Annotated in this window: 19 protein-coding genes; 17 read left to right on the top strand and 2 right to left on the bottom strand. The window is 44.3% G+C overall.

Going from position 1 to position 22,634, the window contains the following annotated elements:
- Positions 1-15: 15 nt before the first annotated feature.
- From ACQKMP_RS28060 to ACQKMP_RS28040, 5 genes are all read left to right on the top strand, one after another.
- On the top strand, positions 16-534 hold the full coding sequence (locus ACQKMP_RS28060) for a deoxycytidylate deaminase (protein ID WP_042191041.1): 519 nt from the start codon (positions 16-18) through the stop codon (positions 532-534).
- A gap of 118 nt (positions 535-652) precedes the next feature.
- The gene (locus tag ACQKMP_RS28055) at positions 653-3,331 is read left to right on the top strand and encodes a ComEC/Rec2 family competence protein (RefSeq protein ID WP_427472176.1); all 2,679 of its coding nucleotides are present in this window, start codon (positions 653-655) and stop codon (positions 3,329-3,331) included.
- Between the two features lie 265 nt (positions 3,332-3,596).
- Complete coding sequence (locus ACQKMP_RS28050; protein ID WP_427472174.1) at positions 3,597-4,136, top strand: RNA polymerase sigma factor; 540 nt, start codon at positions 3,597-3,599, stop codon at positions 4,134-4,136.
- Positions 4,133-5,251, top strand: coding sequence for a hypothetical protein (locus tag ACQKMP_RS28045; RefSeq protein WP_427472172.1), 1,119 nt, complete (start codon positions 4,133-4,135; stop codon positions 5,249-5,251). Before ACQKMP_RS28050 ends, ACQKMP_RS28045 begins: the two co-directional genes overlap by 4 nt.
- 73 nt (positions 5,252-5,324) lie before the next feature.
- Positions 5,325-6,341: a LacI family DNA-binding transcriptional regulator gene (locus ACQKMP_RS28040; protein WP_427472170.1), complete on the top strand. Its 1,017-nt coding sequence runs from the start codon at positions 5,325-5,327 to the stop codon at positions 6,339-6,341.
- 401 nt (positions 6,342-6,742) lie between these two features.
- On the opposite strand, the gene ACQKMP_RS28035 is transcribed toward ACQKMP_RS28040, so the two are convergent.
- Positions 6,743-7,693, bottom strand: a complete 951-nt coding sequence (locus ACQKMP_RS28035; RefSeq protein ID WP_427472168.1) for a sugar kinase — start codon at positions 7,691-7,693, stop codon at positions 6,743-6,745.
- A gap of 345 nt (positions 7,694-8,038) precedes the next feature.
- On the opposite strand from ACQKMP_RS28035, the gene ACQKMP_RS28030 reads away from it, so the two are divergent.
- The 5 genes from ACQKMP_RS28030 to holA all read left to right on the top strand — a co-directional run bounded on the left by ACQKMP_RS28030 (position 8,039) and on the right by holA (position 12,631).
- Positions 8,039-8,680 (top strand): bifunctional 2-keto-4-hydroxyglutarate aldolase/2-keto-3-deoxy-6-phosphogluconate aldolase, encoded by a 642-nt coding sequence (locus ACQKMP_RS28030; RefSeq protein WP_042130419.1) that lies wholly within the window; start codon positions 8,039-8,041, stop codon positions 8,678-8,680.
- 236 nt (positions 8,681-8,916) lie between these two features.
- Complete coding sequence (locus ACQKMP_RS28025) at positions 8,917-9,153, top strand: hypothetical protein (RefSeq protein ID WP_427472166.1); 237 nt, start codon at positions 8,917-8,919, stop codon at positions 9,151-9,153.
- Positions 9,154-9,537: 384 nt separating this feature from the next.
- Positions 9,538-10,086 (top strand): RNA polymerase sigma factor, encoded by a 549-nt coding sequence (locus ACQKMP_RS28020; protein ID WP_036677530.1) that lies wholly within the window; start codon positions 9,538-9,540, stop codon positions 10,084-10,086.
- Complete coding sequence (locus tag ACQKMP_RS28015; RefSeq protein WP_427472164.1) at positions 10,083-11,333, top strand: zf-HC2 domain-containing protein; 1,251 nt, start codon at positions 10,083-10,085, stop codon at positions 11,331-11,333. The genes ACQKMP_RS28020 and ACQKMP_RS28015 overlap by 4 nt, the downstream gene beginning before the upstream one ends.
- A 278-nt stretch (positions 11,334-11,611) precedes the next feature.
- A complete protein-coding gene (gene holA, locus ACQKMP_RS28010; RefSeq protein ID WP_042191027.1) occupies positions 11,612-12,631 on the top strand; it encodes a DNA polymerase III subunit delta in 1,020 nt (339 codons plus the stop codon).
- 249 nt (positions 12,632-12,880) lie between these two features.
- On the opposite strand, the gene rpsT is transcribed toward holA, so the two are convergent.
- Positions 12,881-13,153: a 30S ribosomal protein S20 gene (gene rpsT, locus ACQKMP_RS28005; protein ID WP_042130412.1), complete on the bottom strand. Its 273-nt coding sequence runs from the start codon at positions 13,151-13,153 to the stop codon at positions 12,881-12,883.
- A gap of 310 nt (positions 13,154-13,463) precedes the next feature.
- Between rpsT and gpr the strand changes: the two genes are divergently transcribed.
- The 7 genes from gpr (at position 13,464) to ACQKMP_RS27970 (ending at position 22,557) form a co-directional block, all read left to right on the top strand.
- Entirely contained in the window at positions 13,464-14,465 is a 1,002-nt protein-coding gene (gene gpr, locus ACQKMP_RS28000) for a GPR endopeptidase (protein WP_042191024.1), read from the top strand.
- Between the two features lie 156 nt (positions 14,466-14,621).
- The gene (locus tag ACQKMP_RS27995; protein ID WP_076299688.1) at positions 14,622-15,995 is read left to right on the top strand and encodes a stage II sporulation protein P; all 1,374 of its coding nucleotides are present in this window, start codon (positions 14,622-14,624) and stop codon (positions 15,993-15,995) included.
- A 64-nt stretch (positions 15,996-16,059) separates the two neighbouring features.
- Entirely contained in the window at positions 16,060-16,545 is a 486-nt protein-coding gene (locus tag ACQKMP_RS27990; protein ID WP_149647636.1) for a hypothetical protein, read from the top strand.
- A 134-nt stretch (positions 16,546-16,679) separates the two neighbouring features.
- The gene (gene lepA / locus ACQKMP_RS27985; RefSeq protein ID WP_036677511.1) at positions 16,680-18,494 is read left to right on the top strand and encodes a translation elongation factor 4; all 1,815 of its coding nucleotides are present in this window, start codon (positions 16,680-16,682) and stop codon (positions 18,492-18,494) included.
- 105 nt (positions 18,495-18,599) lie between these two features.
- Entirely contained in the window at positions 18,600-20,405 is a 1,806-nt protein-coding gene (locus tag ACQKMP_RS27980; RefSeq protein ID WP_427472160.1) for a cache domain-containing sensor histidine kinase, read from the top strand.
- Positions 20,390-21,157: a response regulator transcription factor gene (locus ACQKMP_RS27975; RefSeq protein WP_076299684.1), complete on the top strand. Its 768-nt coding sequence runs from the start codon at positions 20,390-20,392 to the stop codon at positions 21,155-21,157. The genes ACQKMP_RS27980 and ACQKMP_RS27975 overlap by 16 nt, the downstream gene beginning before the upstream one ends.
- A 95-nt stretch (positions 21,158-21,252) precedes the next feature.
- Positions 21,253-22,557 carry an ABC transporter substrate-binding protein gene (locus ACQKMP_RS27970; RefSeq protein WP_076299683.1) on the top strand — a complete coding sequence of 435 codons (1,305 nt, stop codon included), beginning with the start codon at positions 21,253-21,255 and terminating at the stop codon, positions 22,555-22,557.
- The last annotated feature ends 77 nt before the right edge of the window (positions 22,558-22,634 follow it).

The following is a 22,634-nucleotide window of genomic DNA, read 5'->3' as shown; positions in this document are numbered from 1 at the left end:
ATATGGAGATTAATTATGACTGCTGCTTATCGTAAAGACTGGGATACTTACTTCATGGACATTGCCTGCATGGTCTCAACTCGTTCACGCTGTAATCGCCGACATGTGGGTGCTGTGCTGGTACAAGGCAAGAAGTTGCTAGGAACAGCGTACAACGGGGCGCCAATGGGCGTACCTGATTGTTCAGAGGCAGGCTGTATGCTCTCGGAGCAATATGAAATGGAAATTGTGGATGGCGTAGAGACAATGGTGAAGAAACAGCGCTGTATCCGGACGATTCATGCGGAACAGAATCTATTGCTATTTACAGACCGAATCGATCGGGAAGGCAGTACCGTCTATGTGACAGATGAGCCTTGCTGGACCTGCGCTAATATGCTGGCGAACAGTGGTATCGTGGAAATCGTGTATTACCGACCTTACCGTAAGGATATGGAAAAGGTTGAAGCGATGATGGCTGCCAAGGGTATCATATTTCGTCAATTGGAGAACTATGAGCCGCCAAGTGAAACGATGATCAAAGTGTCAGAGTAGCTGATCTGTACAACACTAATTTAATAAGATGGCTTGAGGAAGAACCTCTCGTGCGCTCTTGTAGCGCATGTAGAGGTTCTTTTTTTGTATTCAGTATTGATAAAGGGGGGAAGGAAACGTGAAGGAAAGACCTTTATTAAGCTTTACAGTATGTTGGGTGGCTGGAAGCGCAGCGGCTTGCTTAAGCTCAGGGAACGGACTGCTATTAGCGTGGGCTGGATTAATATTTTTACTGGTGAGTCTGAGGGTGTGGGGAACAGCAAGTTGGAAATACATAGCCGTGTTGTGTTTATCCATTTCTTTAGCGGCTGGATATTGGGAGAGGAACGAAGCTCGCAATATTAGCGGAATTCCTGAAGCGCTGGGTAGCACGATTGCAGAGCTGAATGGCAGTCCCGTGGAAGCTAGAGGCAAGATCATTTCCGTCGTGGAACGGGATGGGGATCGGGTTGATTTTACAATAAAGCTCTCACATATGAACCTGCTTGCAGAAGGGGATGAAAAAGCATCTGATCCTGTGGAAGAGCAGGGTGAAAAGGGGGAGGGTGAGTTAATCGCAGTTCAGATCAAACTTCTGGCTGAACAAGAAATTGCTGTCGCTGCGGAGTGGCGAAGAGGGGATGAGGTGCTGCTTAATGGTGTGCTGGAAGAGCCGGCAGTAGCGCGTAATTTTGGAGGCTTCGATTATCGTACCTATTTACATACGAAGAAGATTCATTGGCTATTAAAGGGGCAGGGAGCGGAAAATGTAAGGGTAACCGTGCCAGATTCATGGAGTCCGTTAACGATTCTTCGCTTAAATGACAGCGCGCGAACGGCCCTTGGTGCTGAGCTGGACCATCTTTTTCAAGGACGCCACTCTGGGTACATGAAGGGCTTAATCATTGGGATGCAGGATGATCTCGATCCGGATACCTTTAAGCAGTTCTCCCAGCTCGGTTTGACGCATATTCTCGCTATTTCAGGTATGCATGTAGCGGTGTATGTAGGCGTTCTTTTATTTCTGTTAAGACGCTTACGCCTGACAAAAGAGACCGCACTAACGCTCACTTTCTTACTCGTTCCGGTATACGTCCTCTTGTCTGGTGCGGGTCCGTCCATTGTGCGTGCGGGGCTGATGAGTATGATTGCCTTGCTCGCTGCAAGAGTTGGAATGTTGAAGGATGGACTGAATATTTTGGCGGCATCGGCACTGGTTATGTTGATCTGGAATCCTTATATGCTGCTCAGTGTCAGCTTCCAGTTGTCTTTTCTGGTGACCCTGGGTTTGATGGTCTACGTTCCGCTTATGAATCCTCTTTTGAGCATACTGCCACGCTGGCTTAAAGGTGCGGTCTCGGTGACGTTAGTGGCCCAATTAGTTTCTTTCCCGCTCACGATTTATTATTTTAATCAGTTTTCGCTACTGTCCTTTGTCGCCAATTTGGTCTTTGTACCTTTTATTACCTTTGTAGTATTGCCGCTAGGGACGCTTGCGCTACTGCTTGGACGACTGTGGGAAGATGCTGCAAACGTACTGGCGCATGTTACGGAGCTGCTGAATAACTTTACTTTCTACGCAGTGGAATGGATCAACAAATTTACCGGTGGAGTACTGATTTGGGGCTCGCCTTCACTGCTGTGGATCGGGGTGTACTATGTTTTGTTGTATGGTCTGCTGTATGTTGCCAAGCTAGGAAAGGAAGCTCGTTCTGCACCTCAATATATGGAGGATGAGACGAGACCTTTAGCGGAGGCTGGTTTATCTGTGAACAGTCACGGTGGGTTTGGGAGAGTGGGGAATGCACAGCTTGCTGTTGGTGCTTCTAAGGTTGGACGCTGGAGCGGAGCGATTGTTCTACTATTGGCGGTTGGACTAGGGATGTTGCTGTATAGGGGTTATCAGTCGTATGGTCAAGCTGGTAGAGGTACAATTAGTTATCTGGATATTGGACAAGGCGACAGCATTCTCATCACTACACCGAGAGGAGCACATATTCTAGTGGACGGTGGTGGAACCTTAAACTTTGGTCAAAAAGAAGAGTGGCGCGTTCGCCGAAGTCCGTTCGAGGTTGGCGCTAAAGTGCTAGTGCCTCTGCTGAAAAAACGTGGTATCCACCGTTTAGATGCGATTATTTTGACACATGGAGATCAGGATCATGCCGGAGGACTCCAAGCTGTGTTGGAAGAGATTCCGGTTTCGGCGTTGCTTTTTAATGGAACGTTAGTTGATCGCGAGTTTTATATGGGGATGATGAGGACTGCACTAGAGAGGGATGTTCAGTTGTATGCTGTGCATCAAGGAATGACCCTTTCCCCGGATGATCAGGCGGAGCTGTCCTTTTTATGGCCGGAGGGAAGGGATGGAGAAGCGTCGGGTACTCCTTATCAGAATGGCATTCCTCTACTGGAAGAACAGAACCACGATTCGGTAGCTTTTCGCTTAGAGATGAATGGTAGAAACTTTCTATTCACCGGAGATATGGATCTGGAAGCCGAGGAAGAGATTGTAGAGCAGGCCAAGCAAAAGGGGATCAGCGCTGGACCTTTCATTGATGTGCTGAAGGTGGCTCATCATGGGAGCAAGACATCCTCTGGCGAAGCTTGGCTTGACTTCTGGCAGCCTGCAGCAGCGGTGATTTCTGCGGGTGTCAATAATCTGTATGGTCACCCGAAAGCTGAGGTGTTGGAGCGATTGCGAGATAACCAAGCATCTATATTCCGGACGGATCAGCAGGGGGAGATACAAATGCGGGTGCGGGCTGAGGGGATTGAAGTGCGATATAAGTTGGTGGAGGCATTGCATTTTGTGCAATAGAACGCAATCCAAGATAGCTGGATCTTCATTTTGTTGCACTTTGTACACTCAAAATGAGGGGAAACGCCTATATCTCTAGATATATTCAGCTCTCCCCAATCCGACATGCGAGCACCACTGATGACGTTTAAGCGTTCATCGGTGGTGCTTTTTAAAAGACAGATATAGAGATTATGCTGTTATGTAATATATGACCTAATTATTTATTTTAAAGGGAACTTTTTCAAGTTTGGAAAGTCTTATTAGGCAAGGGGTGAGACGAAACATGCTAAGCGAAGATATGCCATATGCAGAAGCGTATGCGTCCGAAATGACCTTGCGGGAAATGATGGAGGAGTATGGATCGGATGTGTGGAATTATGCTTTTTTCTTAACTAGAAGCCGTGAGCAAGCGAATGATATTAGCCAAGAAGTGTTTTTGAAGGCATATAAAAATGTGGGGAAGTACCGGGGACAATCGTCGATGAAGACCTGGCTGCTTACGATTACTAGAAATACAGCCTTTAGCTGGAGTAAAAATAGCTTTTGGCGCAGATTCATACCATTTGGGGATCAACCTGTTACTGTAAATGCTCCGTCTGCGGAAAGAGAAGCGCTCGGCAATCAGTATGCGAACCGAATCTGGGAAATTATTATGACCCTACCAGATAAGAACAGAGAGGTGCTTGTACTGGATATTCAGCATGGACTATCGATTGCCGAAATGTCTGATTTGCTGAATATAGCTCAGGGGACTGTGAAATCTCGACTCGCGCGAGCGAGGGAGAAGGTTAAGCAAGCCATCCAGAAGGAGGAGAGAGAATGAGAGGAAAAGCTGATGACAGTAACCCGGTGATGATCGGACAGAATGATTGGTATGCACAAGCAGGCAAAGGGCCTTTTATTGAAGATGGCTTTACACCTGAGCTGATGATTCAGATCGAACAGGCTGCTACGCTTAAAAATAAAAATCACAGACGTTATCGAATAAACAAAAGTGTGCTACTGACCAGTGTGGCTATGATTTTGTTGATAGGTGCACTTAACTTGCCTATAGGCGCATGGAAGAGTCAGGGTCCAGTCCAATCTTCATCGGTGCAGTCACAAGCCGCAGCGATACTACCTTCTTCTACTCCTGTTACTAATGACAAAGCGTCAGAGCCTCCGACAAGTCCAGCAGAGTTTGAGATTAGCGGTAAGAAATATTACATGCCTTTACCAATGAGCAGAGATAAGAGCAAAGCATATGCCGTGGAGACAACAGCGGGAATCCTCTGGTCGCCGCCACCCCCGATGGTTGACTACAAGAAGCCAAAGTACACACATCCTACAGAGCCGTTCACCCTTTACCTGAGCTCGAAGGACCAGACGGAGCTATCGGCTTCTTCGGCTACTAGGATATATACTTTTCCTCTTTATGCGGGAGGGGCAAGTACTTATCAATATTTGAGTGGGGTTTTTGGAGCGGGAGATTATGTCCTGTTAACTTCTTACAAAAAGACTCTTGGTGTAGGTATGTATGAGGATGGTGAATTTTCAATGCTTAATGTTAAAAAAGCAGCGGCAGGGGAAACTGTGGTACCGATCACGCTTAAATCCTATGATTATACACTATTAGATTACAAGTCAATCATTGCTGTTGATAAGGAGCATGAGCAGCTCGTACTCAGTTACTTAGAACATGCAAGGGATAAAAAGTACAAAGAGAAAACCGTACTTTATGATATGGAGACCATGAGCATTCCAACATCTGCTATAGCAATTGGGTTTAAAGAAATTAAGGGAGAAACACTAATCATGGATTATAAAGTGGGCGGGGAACAACGTAAAGCGGATATTCTTATGAAAGCTGGATTGGGGTGGCTGGATGAGAATTGGGCTTTTTTATCGGAAGAGCAACAAAATAAGCTTTATATGGATTTTATGAACAATACTCCTTAGTAGATAATTCACCCAATAAAAGCTATACTTTTTGATAAAGTAATTTTCTTTTGAGAAGAGTGGAGCCGAAGTGATGAAGAAGTTAACAATTGATGATGTGGCTCAAAAAGCGGGAGTGTCGAAGAGTACGGTCTCCCAATTTTTGAACAAACGTTTTAAATATATGAGTGAAGCGACGAAAAATCGGATCGAGGCTGTGATTGAGGAGCTCAATTATCAACCGAATGGACTTGCGCGCAGTCTGAAACAGAATCGGACGCATATGGTCGGAATCATCGTTGCTAATATCGATTATTCGCTGTCTATTCAATGTATCCGGGCGATCGAGAACGAGCTGCAGCAACACGGAATCCAAGTAATCATATGCAATGCCGATGAGAATGCGGAAAAAGAAAGCAAGTACGTCGAAACCTTAGTTGCCCGCCAGGTGGACGGTTTGATTATTTTTCCGACGGGGAACAATCCATCTGCATACAGCCGACTAATAGAGGCTGATTTTCCGTTAGTGTTTATGGATCGTCTCGTAGATGGAATCACTACGCAGAGTTTGCTGCTCGACAATGAAATGGCGGCCAAGATAGGTGTGGGACAGCTTACACAGCAAGGCCATGAGCGAATTGCTCTGGTCACCCTGCCGCTAGGGGAGCATGCGATTACCCCTCGTAAAGAGCGGATCAGTGGTTATAAAAAAGCGATGGAAGAAGCGGGCCTAACGCTGCGTGAGGAGTATATTTGTAGTGTGCCAAAAGAAGAATTAGCTACAGGACTGAAGCGCCTTTTAGCGTTGCCGGACCCTCCGACAGCGTTATTGGCTACGAACGATATCACGCTAGCAGAGATTTTGAAATATGCGAATCGAAATGCCATCGCTATTCCGGAACAATTGTCTGTCATCGGTATAGATGATGCGGAGTTCGCGCAAATTTATAATCCGGTCATTACAACAATTCGTCAGCCTGCTTACGAAATGGGCATGCAAGCTGCTAAGATTATACTCTCTTGTATCGAGGATAAGGGCGCTTCTGTTCCTATCACTTATCGTTTTCCGCCGACATTGCAACAAGGGCAGTCCGTGAAGTTATATAACTGACTACAAGCTATAGAAGCACAAAAAAATGCCGTTCCACAGATCAACTGTGAGACGGCATTTTTTAATAATAAAACTCCAGAGCTGCTAGACTATAAGGCTGTAACGTTGTTGTTTCATCTTGTGGTTAATTGTACTTTCTGCAACTATTTTAGTTTGTGCTTCCTGGATTGAGAGTTTAATTGTATTTTGTGCAGTTATTTCTGCGGGAAATTGCTGACAGCGATGTTCACCTGGTTTTTAAATGTATAAAGTGCAATTAAAGCCGAGAAAAAACGATTTTGACTCGATATAGTTGTATAGAGTACAGCTATGTTGTGTAGATTTGGTTGTATTCAGCTATTTATGAGAATTACAGAAGTTTACTGAGATTATGTTGCGAAAGCTGACTCAAATCTATGTGCTTAAACCTCCTGCTGCATAAACTTTGCAAGCTCCTCACGGGTCGGAAGTCCATCCATATCGCCAGGTGACATAACGGCTAACGCACCGATCGCATTGCCACGTTTGACGGCCTCAGCAATCGGAAGCTTTTCCAGCATCGCACTGATTACACCAACGGCAAACCCATCACCTGCACCTACGGTATCAACGACCTGCTCTACCTTAAACCCGTCTACATAACCTTCTCCTTCAGCGGATTTATAGTAAGCGCCTTCAGGTCCGAGCTTGATGACGACTAAGCTGACGCCACGCGCCAGATAATAGTCCGCAATCTCTTCTGGCGTACTTAGACCTGTAAGAATCTTGCCTTCACCGAGTCCTGGAAGGAACCAATCACAGCGTGTAGCCAGATCATTGATCGTCTTCACCATCGTTTCTGTATCCGGCCATAAGCTAGGGCGCAGATTTGGATCGAGAGAGACCGTCTTTCCTTGTCGCTTCATAAACTCCATAGCATGAACAGAGAATTCATGACAGCTCTTGGATAAGGCGGCGGAGATACTTGTTACGTGTAAATGTCCTGCAGCATTAAAGTATGCCTCGTCAAAATCAACCAGACTAAGCTTGGAGGCTGCGGAATTTTTGCGGAAGTATTCGACTTTAGGATCGCCTGTAACAACCTTTGATTTGATTAACATACCCGTTGAATTTTCTTTAGTAAAAGTAATGTTGGCGGTATCAATGTTCTCTTTCTTCATTGCTTGAGCAATGAAATGACCAAAGTTATCTTCGCCAAGCTTCGTAACATAACCTGTAGGATGATTTAAGCGCGATAAGCCTGTAGCAACATTGCTCTCGGCACCTGCCAACGCTTTGGAGAACGAAAATACTTCATGCAGGGGACCCGTTTCATTCGCATAAAACATCGCCATCGGCTCCCCGAAAGTGACGGCATCCAACTGTTTACTCATTTGAGTTCCTCCTAGGGTAATGAATTTATCCCGGTATAATGATGTATAATTTGAAATTATCACATAAATCGGTTTTGTACAATAAAAGAATGATTTTTAATCCAAATGTTGTTTTGGACAAAAGAAAACAAATGACCAATAATTCCTTATAAAACAAGGGTTTATTGGTCATTTCGATAAATTTATATCTCTAAATCCATAAAAAAGTATTGACTGTTAACTGTATTGTTATTACTATCTGATTATAGATTATATCGTTTTGATTAGTAAATTTAATAAAAAAGTTTATCTAAATTAGTATTTCATATTCATCTATGATCGTACCAAGAGAAAGGGAGTCTACTGATGAAGAAAATGAAAGTATTGCAGAATGTGGCGTCGGTTGGAGTTGTAGCCGTTATTCGTGCTGATAGTGCTGAGGAAGCTTTTAAAATGTCCGTTGCTTGTATCGAAGGCGGTTTGAATAATATTGAGGTAACTTTTACTACTCCGGATGCGGATGTGGCGATTAAACGATTGGTAGCGGAGTACGGAGATCGCGCAGTGATTGGAGCAGGAACTGTACTTGATCCATTAACGGCGAGAATAGCCATTCTTGCAGGCTCGGAATTTGTGGTCAGTCCCTCTTTTGAAGCAGAGACAGCTAAAATGTGTAATCTTTATGGTATACCGTACATGCCTGGCTGCATGACATTGAATGAAATGAAGGAAGCATTGAAGTTTGGTGTGGATGTGCTTAAGTTGTTCCCTGGCAGTGCGTTTGGTCCGGATTATGTGAAAGCGGTTAAAGGCCCTATGCCGCATGTGAACATTATGCCAACAGGTGGCGTGGATCTGAATAATATGGAAAAATGGATTGCCAACGGCTGTATAGCAGTAGGAATCGGGGGTAATTTGACTGCACCTGCGAAGGATGGTCGATACGATCAGATTACCGATCTTGCGGCTCAGTATGTGGCAAAATTTAAAGAGGTAAAAGGTATTTAATTCTGTTTTTTCTTAATTCGAATAGATAGATTTATTGAAGGTTGTATAGCTGACGCATGTCAGCCGTACAACCTTTTTTATATACATATTTTCCGACATTCAGATTTTCTTACATTATATGTTTTCATAAAGTATAGAATGAGGACAAAGGCAATAAACTATAAAGTAGAAGAGTTATGATGTTTGACTGACGTCTACGAATTGGAATGGTTTATTATCGGACCGGGAGTGAGTATATGCCTGCTTATCATGATAAAAAGCTGTATCTTGCAGCTGATGAAGAGGATGCGGAATACGTAGAAATTGCGTCGGCATTCCATGGTTGTAAGGTGACGGAAGGCCAGATCTATAGATTAGAGAGGAATTACAATAACCCTCATATTTTTGAGAATGGAGAGGCGTATGTTGTGGATGATGAAACTAGGGACAACTACTCAGTGTTCATGCTCTGCAAGATTGTGTTATATAAATAGAGTTATGTGCTCGATTCTAAGGTTATTTCTTGTTTACTGACGGCTTCTTTTCCGACAGGAGGATAAGCCGTTTCTTTTGGAAATGGGAGATATTTCTTACCTAAACGCTTGCCGGCCTTATTGGGATGCCGAAGGCGTTTATACTTGTGTCATTTTTGTTATAAAGTTATTCAAAAGAGTATTTGAATGATTGAAGTTTCCCCTGTATGCTTAGTAGGAATTATTGGCTGCGAAATGCTATGAAATGTGCGATAGCACTTTATAAAAGATGGCTTAACATGACGTTCTAAGAAAAGTTTGGTATTCTAAAAATATTAATTACAGGGTTGCAACAAATTCGCAGTCTTGCGCGTCAGTAAGATTGCATAGAGAGGGGGAACCTTCGTGGTGGAGCAGGGACTCATCAGAGCCGCTCAAGCGGGCGATCGCGACGCTCTAATCACCCTATTGCGAGAAATTGAAGGGCATGTATATAAAACCGCCTTCTACATTTTGCATAATGAACAAGATGCGCTGGATGCATCTCAGGAGGCCTTGATCCGGGTTTATACCAAAATCGGTTCATATGAGGAAAAGGCCCAGTTCAAAACGTGGGTTCAGCGAATCGTTACCAATATTTGCATTGATAAATTCAGAAGAACTAAACCTACAGTTTCTATTGATGAGCATGAAATGGTGTTTCAGGATAAACACAATGTGGAACGTGAGGTTCTATCCTCTTATTTAGCTGAGGATATACGTGAAGCGATTGATCAATTGCCCGAGCATCATCGGACGGTCATCGTCCTGCGCTATTTACAAGATTTTTCTTACAACGAGATTGCAGACTGCCTGGATTTGCCTTTGAATACAGTGAAATCATATCTGTTTAGGGCCAGACAGCAGCTGCAGAATAGACTTCAGGAGTACCAGAAAGGTGGTGTATCGGGATGAAATGCGCGGAGGTGATGGAATGGATGCACCGCTATATAGACCAAGACTTGAGCCAAGATGAGATTGTTGAGATGTTCCGTCATATCGATAATTGTCCTTCCTGCGCGGAAGTCTTTGAGCGGCTGACACTTCTCTCCAAAGAATTGGAGCAGTTGCCAGACGTGAAACCCCCGTTTAGTCTGGTTGACTCTATTTTACCTCAGCTTGCAGAATTGGATCGAAGCAGCCGTGAACAAAGCGCTGTGAGAACCGAGGAACCAGTTGTAGTTCCATTTTCACGTGAAAGCTCCCGCGGTAAACCTTCCAAGGGAACCTCTATAGCAGCACGGACAGGCATTGGAGCTATCGCAGCTGCCGTAATATTAGGGATCGCTATTTTTAATATGCCGGATAAAATGCCTGGGGCAGAGGTAGAACAAATGATGCAGGATAGTAGTAAAGCGACCAGCGATAGTGCTAATAATATGGCTATTGATTCGCAAACTTCTACTTCTGCTGAATCATATGAGGCTGCGCCTGCTAATAGCGGAACGGATTCGGGGGCTCTACCAGCTGCTCCTGATGTGAATGAGGATAACGCTGCATTAGATAGAGCGATGGGGCCGGTAGACCCTGCGTCGATGCCGACTTCTCCAACAGAAACTAATGCTGGATCTGGAGGACGGTCGATACCAGAACCAACAAATAATGTGAAGCCCAATCCTACGGAGAAGATTATGACGCCGAAGCCGGATACTATAACGAAAGTTCAAACTCCGGATACTAGTGCTGGCGGTAATAATCAGTCCAAAGCTGATAAGAAGGATCAACCTGCTTCTATAGATAAAGGGATCGGAGCTGATTCGGCGCCATCTACGGAGGAAACATTAAAGACTTCTGATGACTTCGGAATGGGCGTTATGGGTTTTAACATTTCTAATGATTCTAATGATTCTAATGTACAGACTTGGACTTCCCCTGATGGGCATTATGCCGTTGAGTTTGCTGGATTACAGCTTGTTATTTATAAGAATTCACCCGAAGGTACAGTGGAAGATAGGATAGCAGTGACTTCTTATCCATTAGAAGGAAATTGGATTTCTGGAGAATGGTCGGCGGATAGCTCGCAGTTCACGTATGTGACGGAGAAAGATGGTGTGAATACCACTAAGGTGTACACTGTACAGGAAGCAGCAGCTTCTTCAACGCCGGTTACATCACCTGGGGCGACACCATCGAAGACTCCATCTTCAACGTCAACAAATTAAATTGAGGCTGGAACATTTTTCGAAGTTTCAGAATATACTATAGCAACCGGACAGGAACTAGAAAGTATAGGATTTGAAGAACATCGGTATGACCGTCGGATGGGAAGTTTCTAGGGCTTCTCACTCCGGCGTTTATATAGATGCGCCGCTTAAACGGAGGGGCTTTGGCCATGGCTGCCAGAGTTTCTCCGTTTTTGCATGTGCATTTATGTCGTTTTTTTTGCTACAATAGGAATCTGGGCAAATTGGGCTAGATGAATGGAAAAGGAAGTGGCGGAATGGATGCCAAAACGGCGATAAAAGAAATCAAACAAGGGAAAATCTCACCGCTGTACCTTTTGTACGGCAGTGAAAAATTTCGAATGAATGAATTCGCGGCATTGCTGGAAGACCAGCTGATTGCCAAAGAGGATCGCGATTTTGCGGTTATTCCCTTTGATCTCTCTGAGACGCCGGTGCAGGCTGTGGTAGAAGAAGCTGAGACTGTACCTTTTATGGTAGAACGTAAATTATTGCTGGTGCGGGACGCATCGTTATTTACAGCGGGAAAAGAAAATGCCAAACTTGAGCATCGTATAGATATTTTAAGTGATTATTTGCAGCATCCTGTAGATTTCAGTGTGATCGTCTTTATGGTGAATAGTGACAAGCTGGACGAGCGTAAGAAAATTGTGAAGACTGTTAAAACGGCGGGTACGGTATTAGCTTTCAACCCGCTAGGGGCAGAAGAACTGCTGCGCTGGGTAGAGAAAGGGATTCGTGAGCGGGGGTGTACGATGGCACCTGGCACCGCAGAGATTCTTATCACTAATGCCGGGACAGGTTTGCAGGGCTTATCCGCGGAAATGGACAAGCTATGTTTGTTCGCTGGTAAGGGCGGAACCGTAGACGCAGAAGCAGTAGAGAGTCTGGTGCATCGCGGAACGGAACAAAATGTGTTTACACTTGTAGAGGATATCGCTAATCTGCGTCTAGATAAGGCGCTTGATACGCTGTATGAGCTGTTGAAGCAGCGGGAAGAACCCATTAAGATTGCTGCGCTGGTTGCGCGGCAGTTCCGAATTATTTTACAGGTGAAGGATTTATCAGCACATAGTTATTCGCAAGGTCAGATTGCCTCTCAGATTGGACTTCATCCTTATGCAGTAAAGCTTGCAGGGGAGCAGGCCCACAAGTTCTCAAGTGAACGTCTGCGGCAAATTTTAAGTGCACTAGCTGATCTGGATTATAAGATGAAGACAGGAGCTATAGATAAAGTGCTTGGTCTGGAGTTGTTTATGTTGCGGCTAGGTACTTGAACTAAGCAGTGGAAAAAGTATATGGAGATGATCCATCTATGAAAAATGCCTAATCGGAATGAAAGTAACTTATTCAAAAGAGAAAAGTTGATCGTTTAAGAAAACTACCTTTCTAAGGTGGTTTTTTTTTCATTCAACTAACGTCTAAAGGAAACTATTACTTATATTTATAGAATAGTAGGCACAAAAAAACCCAACCGTATGAAACATAGCGGTCAGGTTCTTCAATTGCTCATTATGAATGTCGTCTTAGGCTTGAGCCTTAAGAGCGTTCAATTTCTTCGCCAAGCGGGATTTTTTGCGGGCAGCCGCATTTTTATGAACCAGACCTTTAGTTACGGCCTTGTCCAGCTTTTTGGAAGCAGCTTGGAAAGCAGCTTGAGCAGTTTCAACTTCCGTACCTGTCAGTGCTACATCAGCAGTTTTCACAGCTGTACGAAGCGCGGATTTTTGGGAAGCGTTCAGTGCACGGCGTTTTTCGTTCGTGTTTACGCGTTTAACCGCGGATTTAATATTTGGCATTGCATTCACCTCCTGTAAGACATTCGAAATCATTATCAAATGATTCACAACTTAAAATAGTTTAGCATGACCGGTAGTAAAAAGCAATACTTAAAGCTTTCAAATTAAACCATTTTAACCTGCATAAACAAGGGCTTTCTCTCGCACACTATCGACAAAAGAGCATAGGCAGAAGCTTGCAATTTGAGTTTTTGTTAGAAGTAACTCAAAGAAGTGTCTACTCACAAAACTAAGTATCGCTTCCGATGTGAGTTTTGTCCGAAGTAATTCAATGGAGCGATACTAACAAAACTTTTAGGAGGCTGGAACAATGGAACCGGATCTGCAGCTATATTCGGTACGCACGGACTTGGCGTTAGAGGCAAAGGAAATGGCTCAAGGGCCACAAAGGACGCCAATCCCTGGTGTAAACGAAGAAGTGGAAGAGTCTGATGGGATAAAAGTTACCCGGCTTGGTGTGGCTAACGCTGCCGGATCACAGGCGATAGGTCGCGCGATTGGAAATTATGTCACGCTTGAGGTACCAGCATTGCGCAATGGAGATACTGGCTTGCAGCAAAAAGTAGCTGAAGTCTTTGCTCGCGAATTCGAGGACTTCCTGACTAGGATTGGGATTGGTAAGGATGCATCTGTACTAATTGTTGGATTGGGGAACTGGAATGTGACTCCAGATTCATTGGGGCCGCTGGTGGTGGAGAATGCGCTCATTACTCGGCAATTTTATGAGCTCGTGCCGGATCAGGTCTCTCCAGGCTACCGTAAGGTAAGTGCTATTGCTCCCGGGGTGTTAGGGTTGACCGGTATCGAGTCGAGTGAGGTTGTACAGGGGATCGTGGATCGTACAAAGCCGGATCTTATTATTGCCATTGATGCGCTGGCATCTCGTTCGCTTGAACGGATCAATACGACGATTCAAATTGCCGACATCGGTATCCACCCCGGTTCGGGGATTGGCAATAAACGGCGCGGATTGACGCAGGAAATTCTGGGTGTTCCTTGTATTGCTATCGGTGTTCCTACAGTTTGCTATGCTTCGACCATTGTAAATAATGTACTGGAGATGATGAAGAATCATTTCGGGCAAGGAGCTGGTCACACCAAGGAAATTATGGGGATGCTAGACGATATTTCTGAGCAGGAACGATTGTCATTAGTGAAGGAAGTACTTGAGCCACTAGGACATGATTTGATCGTTACACCTAAGGAAATCGATGAATTTATTGAAGGCATCGCCAATATTGTAGCCAGTGGTCTGAACGCGGCCCTGCATGATGCGGTCGATCCTGAGAATGTCGGCGCTTATACCCACTAATTGAATCATAGCTAGCACAAGTCCGGCGGGATGCTGATGTACAGTATCTCGCCGGACTCTATGTCTATTCTCTCATTTAGGGTTCTACTATTTCTCTTTCGCTCATAGATTTGGAGTATAAGAGATTACAGAGGGCTGGAGGAGGACATAAATATAATGAATAAAAAATGGTTTCAGCTTTGGAACATCGGCCGTTTACGTGGAAGAGTGCTGGATGCTTTATCGCTGGGAAGAACGATGCTGCTGTTGGCCGGAGGTTCGCTAGTATTTTTTATGCTGCTTGGCGCTGGTGGATTGGCCGGACAGAAGTTGAACTCTTCACCCATTCCATCTATGAAGGGGCTTGCGGCCTCCCTATCGAGTGGATTTTTCATGGAGCTGTTGGGGATGGAGGTCCCCCATTTACCGCAAGGGAAAGAGCCTTCCGCTTTTTCAGGTGAAAAAGTAACTTCCTTTGTATTTCAATTGCTGACCAGTGTGAACCCAAGTGATCCGAAGAGTCTTGTTTCTCGTGAAGTGCCAGGCTTGGCAGCGGATGATCCATTTCTTTTGCGAAAAGGATCGGGTGGCTCTACAGGAGCTCCTGTTGATTATCATCCGGGAACGGATGAACTGGCTGAGGGTGGAGGGGAAGAGGTTGATCCATCGGTTCCAAACGAAGTGGACAAGCCCGAAGATACTCCAGCACAGCAGCCTGAAGCGACAATAGCTCCGTCTCCTGAGCCATCAGGAGCTGCGGGAGGTACGGATAAGAGTGAACCGCAAAGCGAGACAGATAATACCAAGGATACGTCAGTTAAACGGATTCTTATCTATCATTCACATCCTCGGGAGGCCTATAACCCTCTACTAGGAGTAGCGAACGAAAATCCAAGCTCTGCGGTTTCAACTAAAAATGTAATGCTTGTAGGAACATATATTACGAAAAGATTGGAACAACGCGGGATTGGTACAGTTCATGCCAAAGAAGATTTTCTAACAAAAATTGCCGACTATAACTGGAATTTTTCCTACAAATACTCTCGAATGCTGGTTAAATCTGCGATGAGCTCAAATCAAGAAATGAGTGAACTTATCGACATTCACCGCGACTCGCAGCGTCATGGCAAAACAACTGCAGTGATTGATGGGAAAAGTTACGCTCAGGTGTATTTTATTATTGGACATGCGAATAAAGATTGGAAGAAGAACGAAGAGTTTGCGAACAAGATTCATCAAACGATTGAAAAGAGTTACCCAGGAATATCTCGCGGAATATGGGGAAAAGCTGCGGGTAAAGGAAACAACGGGGAGTACAACCAAACCCTCTCACCTAACAGTGTCTTGATTGAAGTGGGCGGTATTGATAATACAGCAGAGGAATTAAAGCGTACGGCTGATATTTTGGCAGACGCTATTGCGGATGTGTACTGGAGCAGTCATGACTCGGAGAAGGTAAACGCTGCTGGCAAGGCGACGAATCCCACAACCCAAGAGAGCAAGGGACAAACCAATGCTACAGCACCTCAAAAGTCGAACGGAGCTTCTTGAGCTACAGACATTTAATTTAGAATAAACAGCTTTATTACCAAGTATTTAAAAAGGAGTGGCTTACATGTCTCGTTTCGGTAAAAAACTGGTTATGGTCGGTATTTGGGCAGGGGTCGGCATACTCTTAGGTATGCAGTTTAGTGGCAGCGGAGGGGCAACCGTCTCTAAGCTGCTGCCAGGCTGGACCGACCTATCGACTACGCCAACCAGTCAAGTGACGGGCATGCAATCACAGCCGATTAAGAATGGGGTTACACAAGGTGGGCAGACTTATGTGTATGTTCCGATGGTGATCGACCCTCTCACAGGTGCATATACGCCTGTTTCTCCATTGCCTCAGAATAGCAATCCTGCGCCAACTACAGATCTTCCTCAGAAGGTGGTAGATGGGTATAATACGAAAACTCCAGAGCAGATTTTGATTCCTGAGGAACAAAAGCCGACAGTCGATGTGATAGCGGATAAAACGGCAGGCCTTCTGCAGCAGGCTTCTCAAAAGGGCATACGCTGGGTAGTCTCATTGTTCGATTCGGCGGAAGAATCACAATGATTTCAGGAGAAACAGTTATTTCACGGGTACGTGAATAGCTGTTTCTTCTGTTTTACGTAAGGGCGGGATTGATGGAGTAAGCTTGTACTGTTATAATAAGTGGATTAATATCAGGCTGTCTGTGGGGGTAAGGAATGACTGACGTTCAGAAAAGACAACAACAAATTCGCAATTTCTCGATTATTGCACATATAGACCATGGTAAATCGACACTAGCTGACCGCATTTTGGAATACACGGGGGCACTAACCACGCGTGAAATGCAGGAACAGGTACTCGATCAGATGGATCTGGAGCGCGAACGTGGTATCACAATAAAGCTGCAAGCCGTGCGTTTAACCTATCGTGCAGACGATGGTGTAGAGTATTATCTCAATTTGATTGATACACCGGGACACGTCGATTTCACCTATGAAGTTTCCCGCAGTCTTGCAGCATGTGAAGGCGCACTGCTGGTTGTGGATGCGGCTCAAGGAATTGAAGCGCAGACACTGGCCAATGTGTATTTAGCACTGGATAATAACCTTGAAATCCTACCTGTGCTTAACAAAATTGATTTGCCAAACGCTGACCCTGACCGGGTAAAGCAGGAGATTGAGGATGTTATCGGGCTGGATACCAGTGAAGCGGTTATGGCATCTGCCAAAGCCGGTATTGGGATCAAGGAAATTCTGGAGCAGGTGGTGAAGCAGGTTCCTGCGCCATCCGGTAATTCAGAAGAGCCGCTTAAAGCGTTGATTTTTGACTCTCATTACGATCCTTACAAAGGCGTTATCGTCTATGTGCGCGTAATGGACGGTAAAATCCGTGCGGGATCGAAGATTAAGATGATGGCAACTGAGAAGACCTTCGAGGTCATTGAAGTTGGCGCATTTATGCCGCGTATGACCATTGTCGATGAATTGAACATCGGGGATGTTGGATTTATCGTAGCTGGGATCAAGCATGTTGGAGATACCCGTGTCGGTGATACTGTCACTGACGCAAAGAATCCTACTGCTGAGCCGCTTCCAGGTTACCGTAAGATCAACCCGATGGTATATTGCGGGTTATATCCGATTGAGACCTCCGATTATAACGATCTTCGTGAGGCATTGGAGAAGCTCCAGCTTAATGATGCTTCGCTAAGCTTTGAGCCGGAAAGCTCGAGCGCGCTTGGATTTGGTTTCCGTTGCGGATTCCTTGGACTCTTGCATATGGAGATCATTCAAGAGCGGATTGAGCGCGAGTTCAATTTGCCGCTAATTACAACAGCACCGAGTGTTATTTATCGAATTATGCTGACCAATGGCGAAATGATTCAAATCGACAACCCGTCACATTATCCGGAAATCGGAACGATTGACTACATTGAAGAGCCATATGTTAAAGCAGCAATCATCGTGCCTAACGACTTTGTAGGTACCGTAATGGAGCTGTGCCAGAACAAACGTGGCGAGTTCGTAAATATGGAGTATCTTGATACTAATCGTGTAACGATTACTTACGAGATTCCACTGTCTGAAATCGTTTATGATTTCTTTGATCAGTTGAAATCAGGTACAAAAGGTTACGCATCCTACGACTATGAAATTTGCGGGTACCGTCGTTCGAATCTGGTCAAGATGGATATCTTGCTTAACAATGAGCAGGTTGATGCTTTGTCCTTTATCGTTCACCGTGACCGTGCATACAACCGCGGACGTATCATTTGTGAGAAACTACGTGGGATTATCCCTCGTCAAATGTTCGAAGTGCCGATTCAAGCCTCTGTGGGTACGAAGGTGGTTGCGCGTGAAACCGTTAAGGCGATGCGCAAAAACGTACTTGCTAAATGTTACGGCGGCGATATTTCCCGTAAACGGAAGCTGCTGGAGAAGCAAAAAGAAGGTAAGAAACGCATGAAGCAAGTGGGTAGTGTAGAAGTACCACAAGAAGCGTTTATGGCAGTACTGAAGATCGATGAGTAGAAAATAGGTAGAGCCGGGAGAATATCCCGGCTCTATTTTTTTAAGCAGGAGCAGATTACAATAGGGGGAAGGATTGTAAGCACATACAAAGTGAGGGGAGTCCTCGTGAAGCGATTATATTTGAAACTTACGCCAAGTACCTTTAAGAATCGGATTTTGTTAGCTTTCTTACTGTTGGTACTAACACCCATTGCCATGCTCGTTCTGTATAACTTCAAAGAGACAGAACAAATGCTTCAGGATAATGCGGAAACGAAGAACATAGAGCAGCTTATTGGGATTAAGAATGGTTTTGTTGATCTCATGAGTCTCGTTATGAAAACAGGGTCATTACTTGAACAAGATACAACGATTTTATCGATAATGAAGAATCCCGAGCAATCGGATGAAATCACGAGAAAAAAGCTCGTTGAAAACAAGTTTGGAGCGATTGAAAATACATTCTTCATGAGTGGAGCGACGGTGTATTATACTTTAATCGACCTTCATGGAAACGCATACACTTCCTTTATGCCGAGGGAAACCTTGAGCTACGATGAAATCCAATCGGAGGATTGGGTTCAAGCATTGAAGCGAGAAGGAGCGAATCGATATATATGGAATCCAAATGACAAGAATAATGTGGTCCGGGAAAGTACAACAAGTAAGAAAATGCTTAGCCTCTATGAGGTTATGCGTGATAATGGTTTTAACATTTATGCCTATGCAAGGCTAAGTATCGATTATGAGGAGTGGTTTACTAGATCAACGTTAGGGAGTAAACAGGAAGGTTCTTTTTTTCTGCTCGATGCCTCAGGGAGAATGATGCTTAATCCGGATAAGGATGAGACCTTTTCTCCAGATATTGCGCAGAGTATTGTGAAGAGTGACCACCAGCGGCAGACAGAGCGTGCTGCATCTATCATCGATCCGAAGGAGAAGAGCTTATACACATACAGCTACATCGAAGAGTTGAATGGTTATGTCGTTAAAAAGGTACAGCTAGCACAGCTATTTCTTGAGGTGTATAAGCAGAAGCAACGATTTTTTGCTGTATTTGGAGTCATACTCCTGCTATTTGTTCTATTAACTTATTTTATATCATCGACGATTACAGTGCCGCTAAAGAAGCTGCAGAAGAAGATGGAGATGACCGCTAAAACCAATCTCAAAATGAAATTACCCGAGCAAGGGCGGGGAGAGATTCTTGCACTGACTCAGAGTTTCAATATAATGATCCATGATTTAAATGAGCTGTTGCAGCGTCTTCAGCTTGAAGAAAAACAGAAGCAATTCGTTCGATTTCAGGTGTTACTTTCGCAGATGAATCCACATTTCCTACTAAATACATTGAATACGATAAAGAGCATCGCCTTAGATAAAGATGATGATGAAATTTATGAAATTTGTGTTGCGCTAGGCAAAATATTGGAAACAACATTAAATACTGAAGTGGATTTGATTCTGTTAAAGGATGAGATTGTACTAATTGAATCTTACATGGAGATTCAGCGGCAACGCTTCGGACATGGGATTGAGATTCAATATGATATCAACGAGGAACTACAGTACGCATTAATCCCTAAATTCTGTCTTCAGCCCTTAATTGAAAATAGCTTGATTCACGGCTTCGGTCAGTCTGTGAAACAAGGGAAAATTGATATTTCCGCTAAGGTGACTGGACAACAACTATATCTGCAGGTTAAAGATAACGGCATGGGGATAGAAAGAGCACAGCTGAATAAGGCTGCACGCAAACGAAAAGGAATCGGTGTTCAGAATATTAGGGAGAGCTTAGAGCTGTTGTTCAAGAATCAACGGACAGGCATGGACATTGTATCATCAGACACAGGAACTGAAGTGATTATCCATTTTCCACTTCTTATTTCAAAACCTTACGATGGAGGTAAGCTCACATGTGGAGAACGTTAATTGTGGATGATGAACAACCCGCGGTTAAAAGTATACGGAAGTTATTCTTAAAGGCTGGAATCCCGTTTGAAATTATAGGTGAGGCGGAGAATGGAGAAGTAGGCTTGCAAATGATTCGTGAGCTTCGACCTGATGTGGTAGTGACGGATATCAATATGCCAGTGATGGATGGGGTGAAGCTCCTTCAAGTTGCGCGAGAGGAAGGCTTCGACTGCCGATTTGTAATGTTGACCGCATTGAGTGAATTTGAATACGCTCGGCAAGCGCTCGTATTTGGAGCTTCGGACTACATTCTGAAGCTATCTTTAGATCTCCAAGGTTTGAAGCAGACCATGGGTAAGGTTCATGCCGAGCTGGAGCGAATGGTGAAGATGAAAAAGGCCGATAAATGGTTTCCTGAGAAGCAACAAACGGGACCGACAGATCATGTGGAGATGAACAAAATAATTGCTTATATTGAAGAGCATTATTCTGAAGACATCTCGCTCAAATCCATGTCAGAGTTGATACGAATGGATGCCAGCTATATAAGTGACTTATTCAAGAAAAAGACAGGGAAAACATTGACGAATTATATTCAAGAGCGGCGTATTCAGGCTGGAAAAATGCTGCTTGCAGAGACGAAGCTAACAATTAGTGAGATTGGGCAGCAGGTGGGCTTTGAGAACGATAATTATTTTATTAAAATTTTCAAAAAGTGGTGTGGCGTCACGCCAAATGAATTTCGCAAAGAACCAAAAAACGTTCTATAGTTTCCCAAATGTAGTTCATCCCCCAGAATCCGCTCTGATGATAAAGTTATAGACGTAGAGCACAACACATAATCCTTCCAAGGGGGAAGATATCGATGAAGAAAAAGTGGTATCCTGCAGTGCTTTCTGTCTTATTAGCAGGTACGATGCTGGCTGGTTGTGGTACTAGTGGAAGTAATGATGCGCAGGGCAGTGCAAATGGACAAACAGCAAAGGAGAAAATAAAACTTACGATGTGGGGGGCAGTTCCTGCAGAAGCCGGGCCTCAAGCTGTAATTGATAACTGGAATAAAGATCATCCAGACATTCAAGTCGAGTATATCCGTAATGTAAATGATGATGCTGGAAACTTAAAGCTGGATACTGCCTTGATGACCAATCAAAACATAGACCTTTTCATGAACTACGATCTTGCTCATTTACAGAAACGTATGGATGCAGGCGTTGCCTTGGATCTAAGCACGAAGACAGATTATGATATCGACAGCCAGATCGGCGAGGACGCAGCGATGTGGAAAATCAATGATAAGTACTATGGGATTCCTACAAAGAAAAACATGGCGTTTGTATGGTTGAACAAAGATATGCTGGATGCAGCAGGATTACCGATTCCTGCGGTGGACTGGACCTGGTCAGATCTTGAGGAGTATGCGAAGAAGCTAACGAAGCCTGGTGTGTACGGATTATTGCAGGCAGATTCCTCCTTCTCAACAACGATGGACGGTACGCTTGCTGGAATGGGTGTGAAACAGGCGGATGGTACTTCAAACTTTGGGAATGATCTATGGAAAGAACACCTGGAAATATTGCATAACATGATGTTCGTGGACAAATCCACACCGGAATATGGCGAGCAACTGACCAGTAAAATGCCGGTTGACACCATGTTCCTGCAAGGCAAAGCGGCAATGCTGGCAGCAGGTGAGTTTATTTTCCGAAATGCGAACAACTTGAAAGACTATCCGCATGATTTCAAAACCGCGTTCGCCGCTATTCCAAAAGTGAATAAAGATCAAAAGGATTATAAATATTCGGGCGGTGTGGGTGACATGCTTGCTCTTAATGCTAAATCCAAGAACCTGGATGCAGCTTGGGAGTTCGCAAAATGGTATGCGGATGGCGGTATGCTGCCAATGGCAAGCGGGGGTCGTATTCCAGCCTCTAAGAGTGTAGATAGTAAGGAAGCAATGAGCCTTCTCATGAAGGGTGTGGAAGACAAATATGATACAGATTCAATGAATAAAATTGTATTCGGCAAATTCCCGTCCTTCCAGCTAAATGTAACTCAACAAGCCATTGATGCACGTAAAGAAGAGTATGAAAAATACTTCTTAAATAAGCAAGATATTGAAACCACGATGAAGAATATGCAAACCCGTTCGCAAGAGTTATTGAAATAATGAAATAGTTAGCACAAAAGAGAAGGAGGAAGATTTCTTCGTTCTTCTCTTTCGTGTACCCATTTTTCAGCATACGA

Source organism: Paenibacillus sp. NPDC101420 (assembly GCF_050277435.1).
In the GTDB taxonomy this organism is placed as follows: Bacteria; Bacillota; Bacilli; order Paenibacillales; family Paenibacillaceae; genus Paenibacillus_AQ.
The sequence above is the reverse complement of the archived record's forward strand: the minus strand, read 5'-3'. Positions and strand labels throughout refer to the sequence as shown.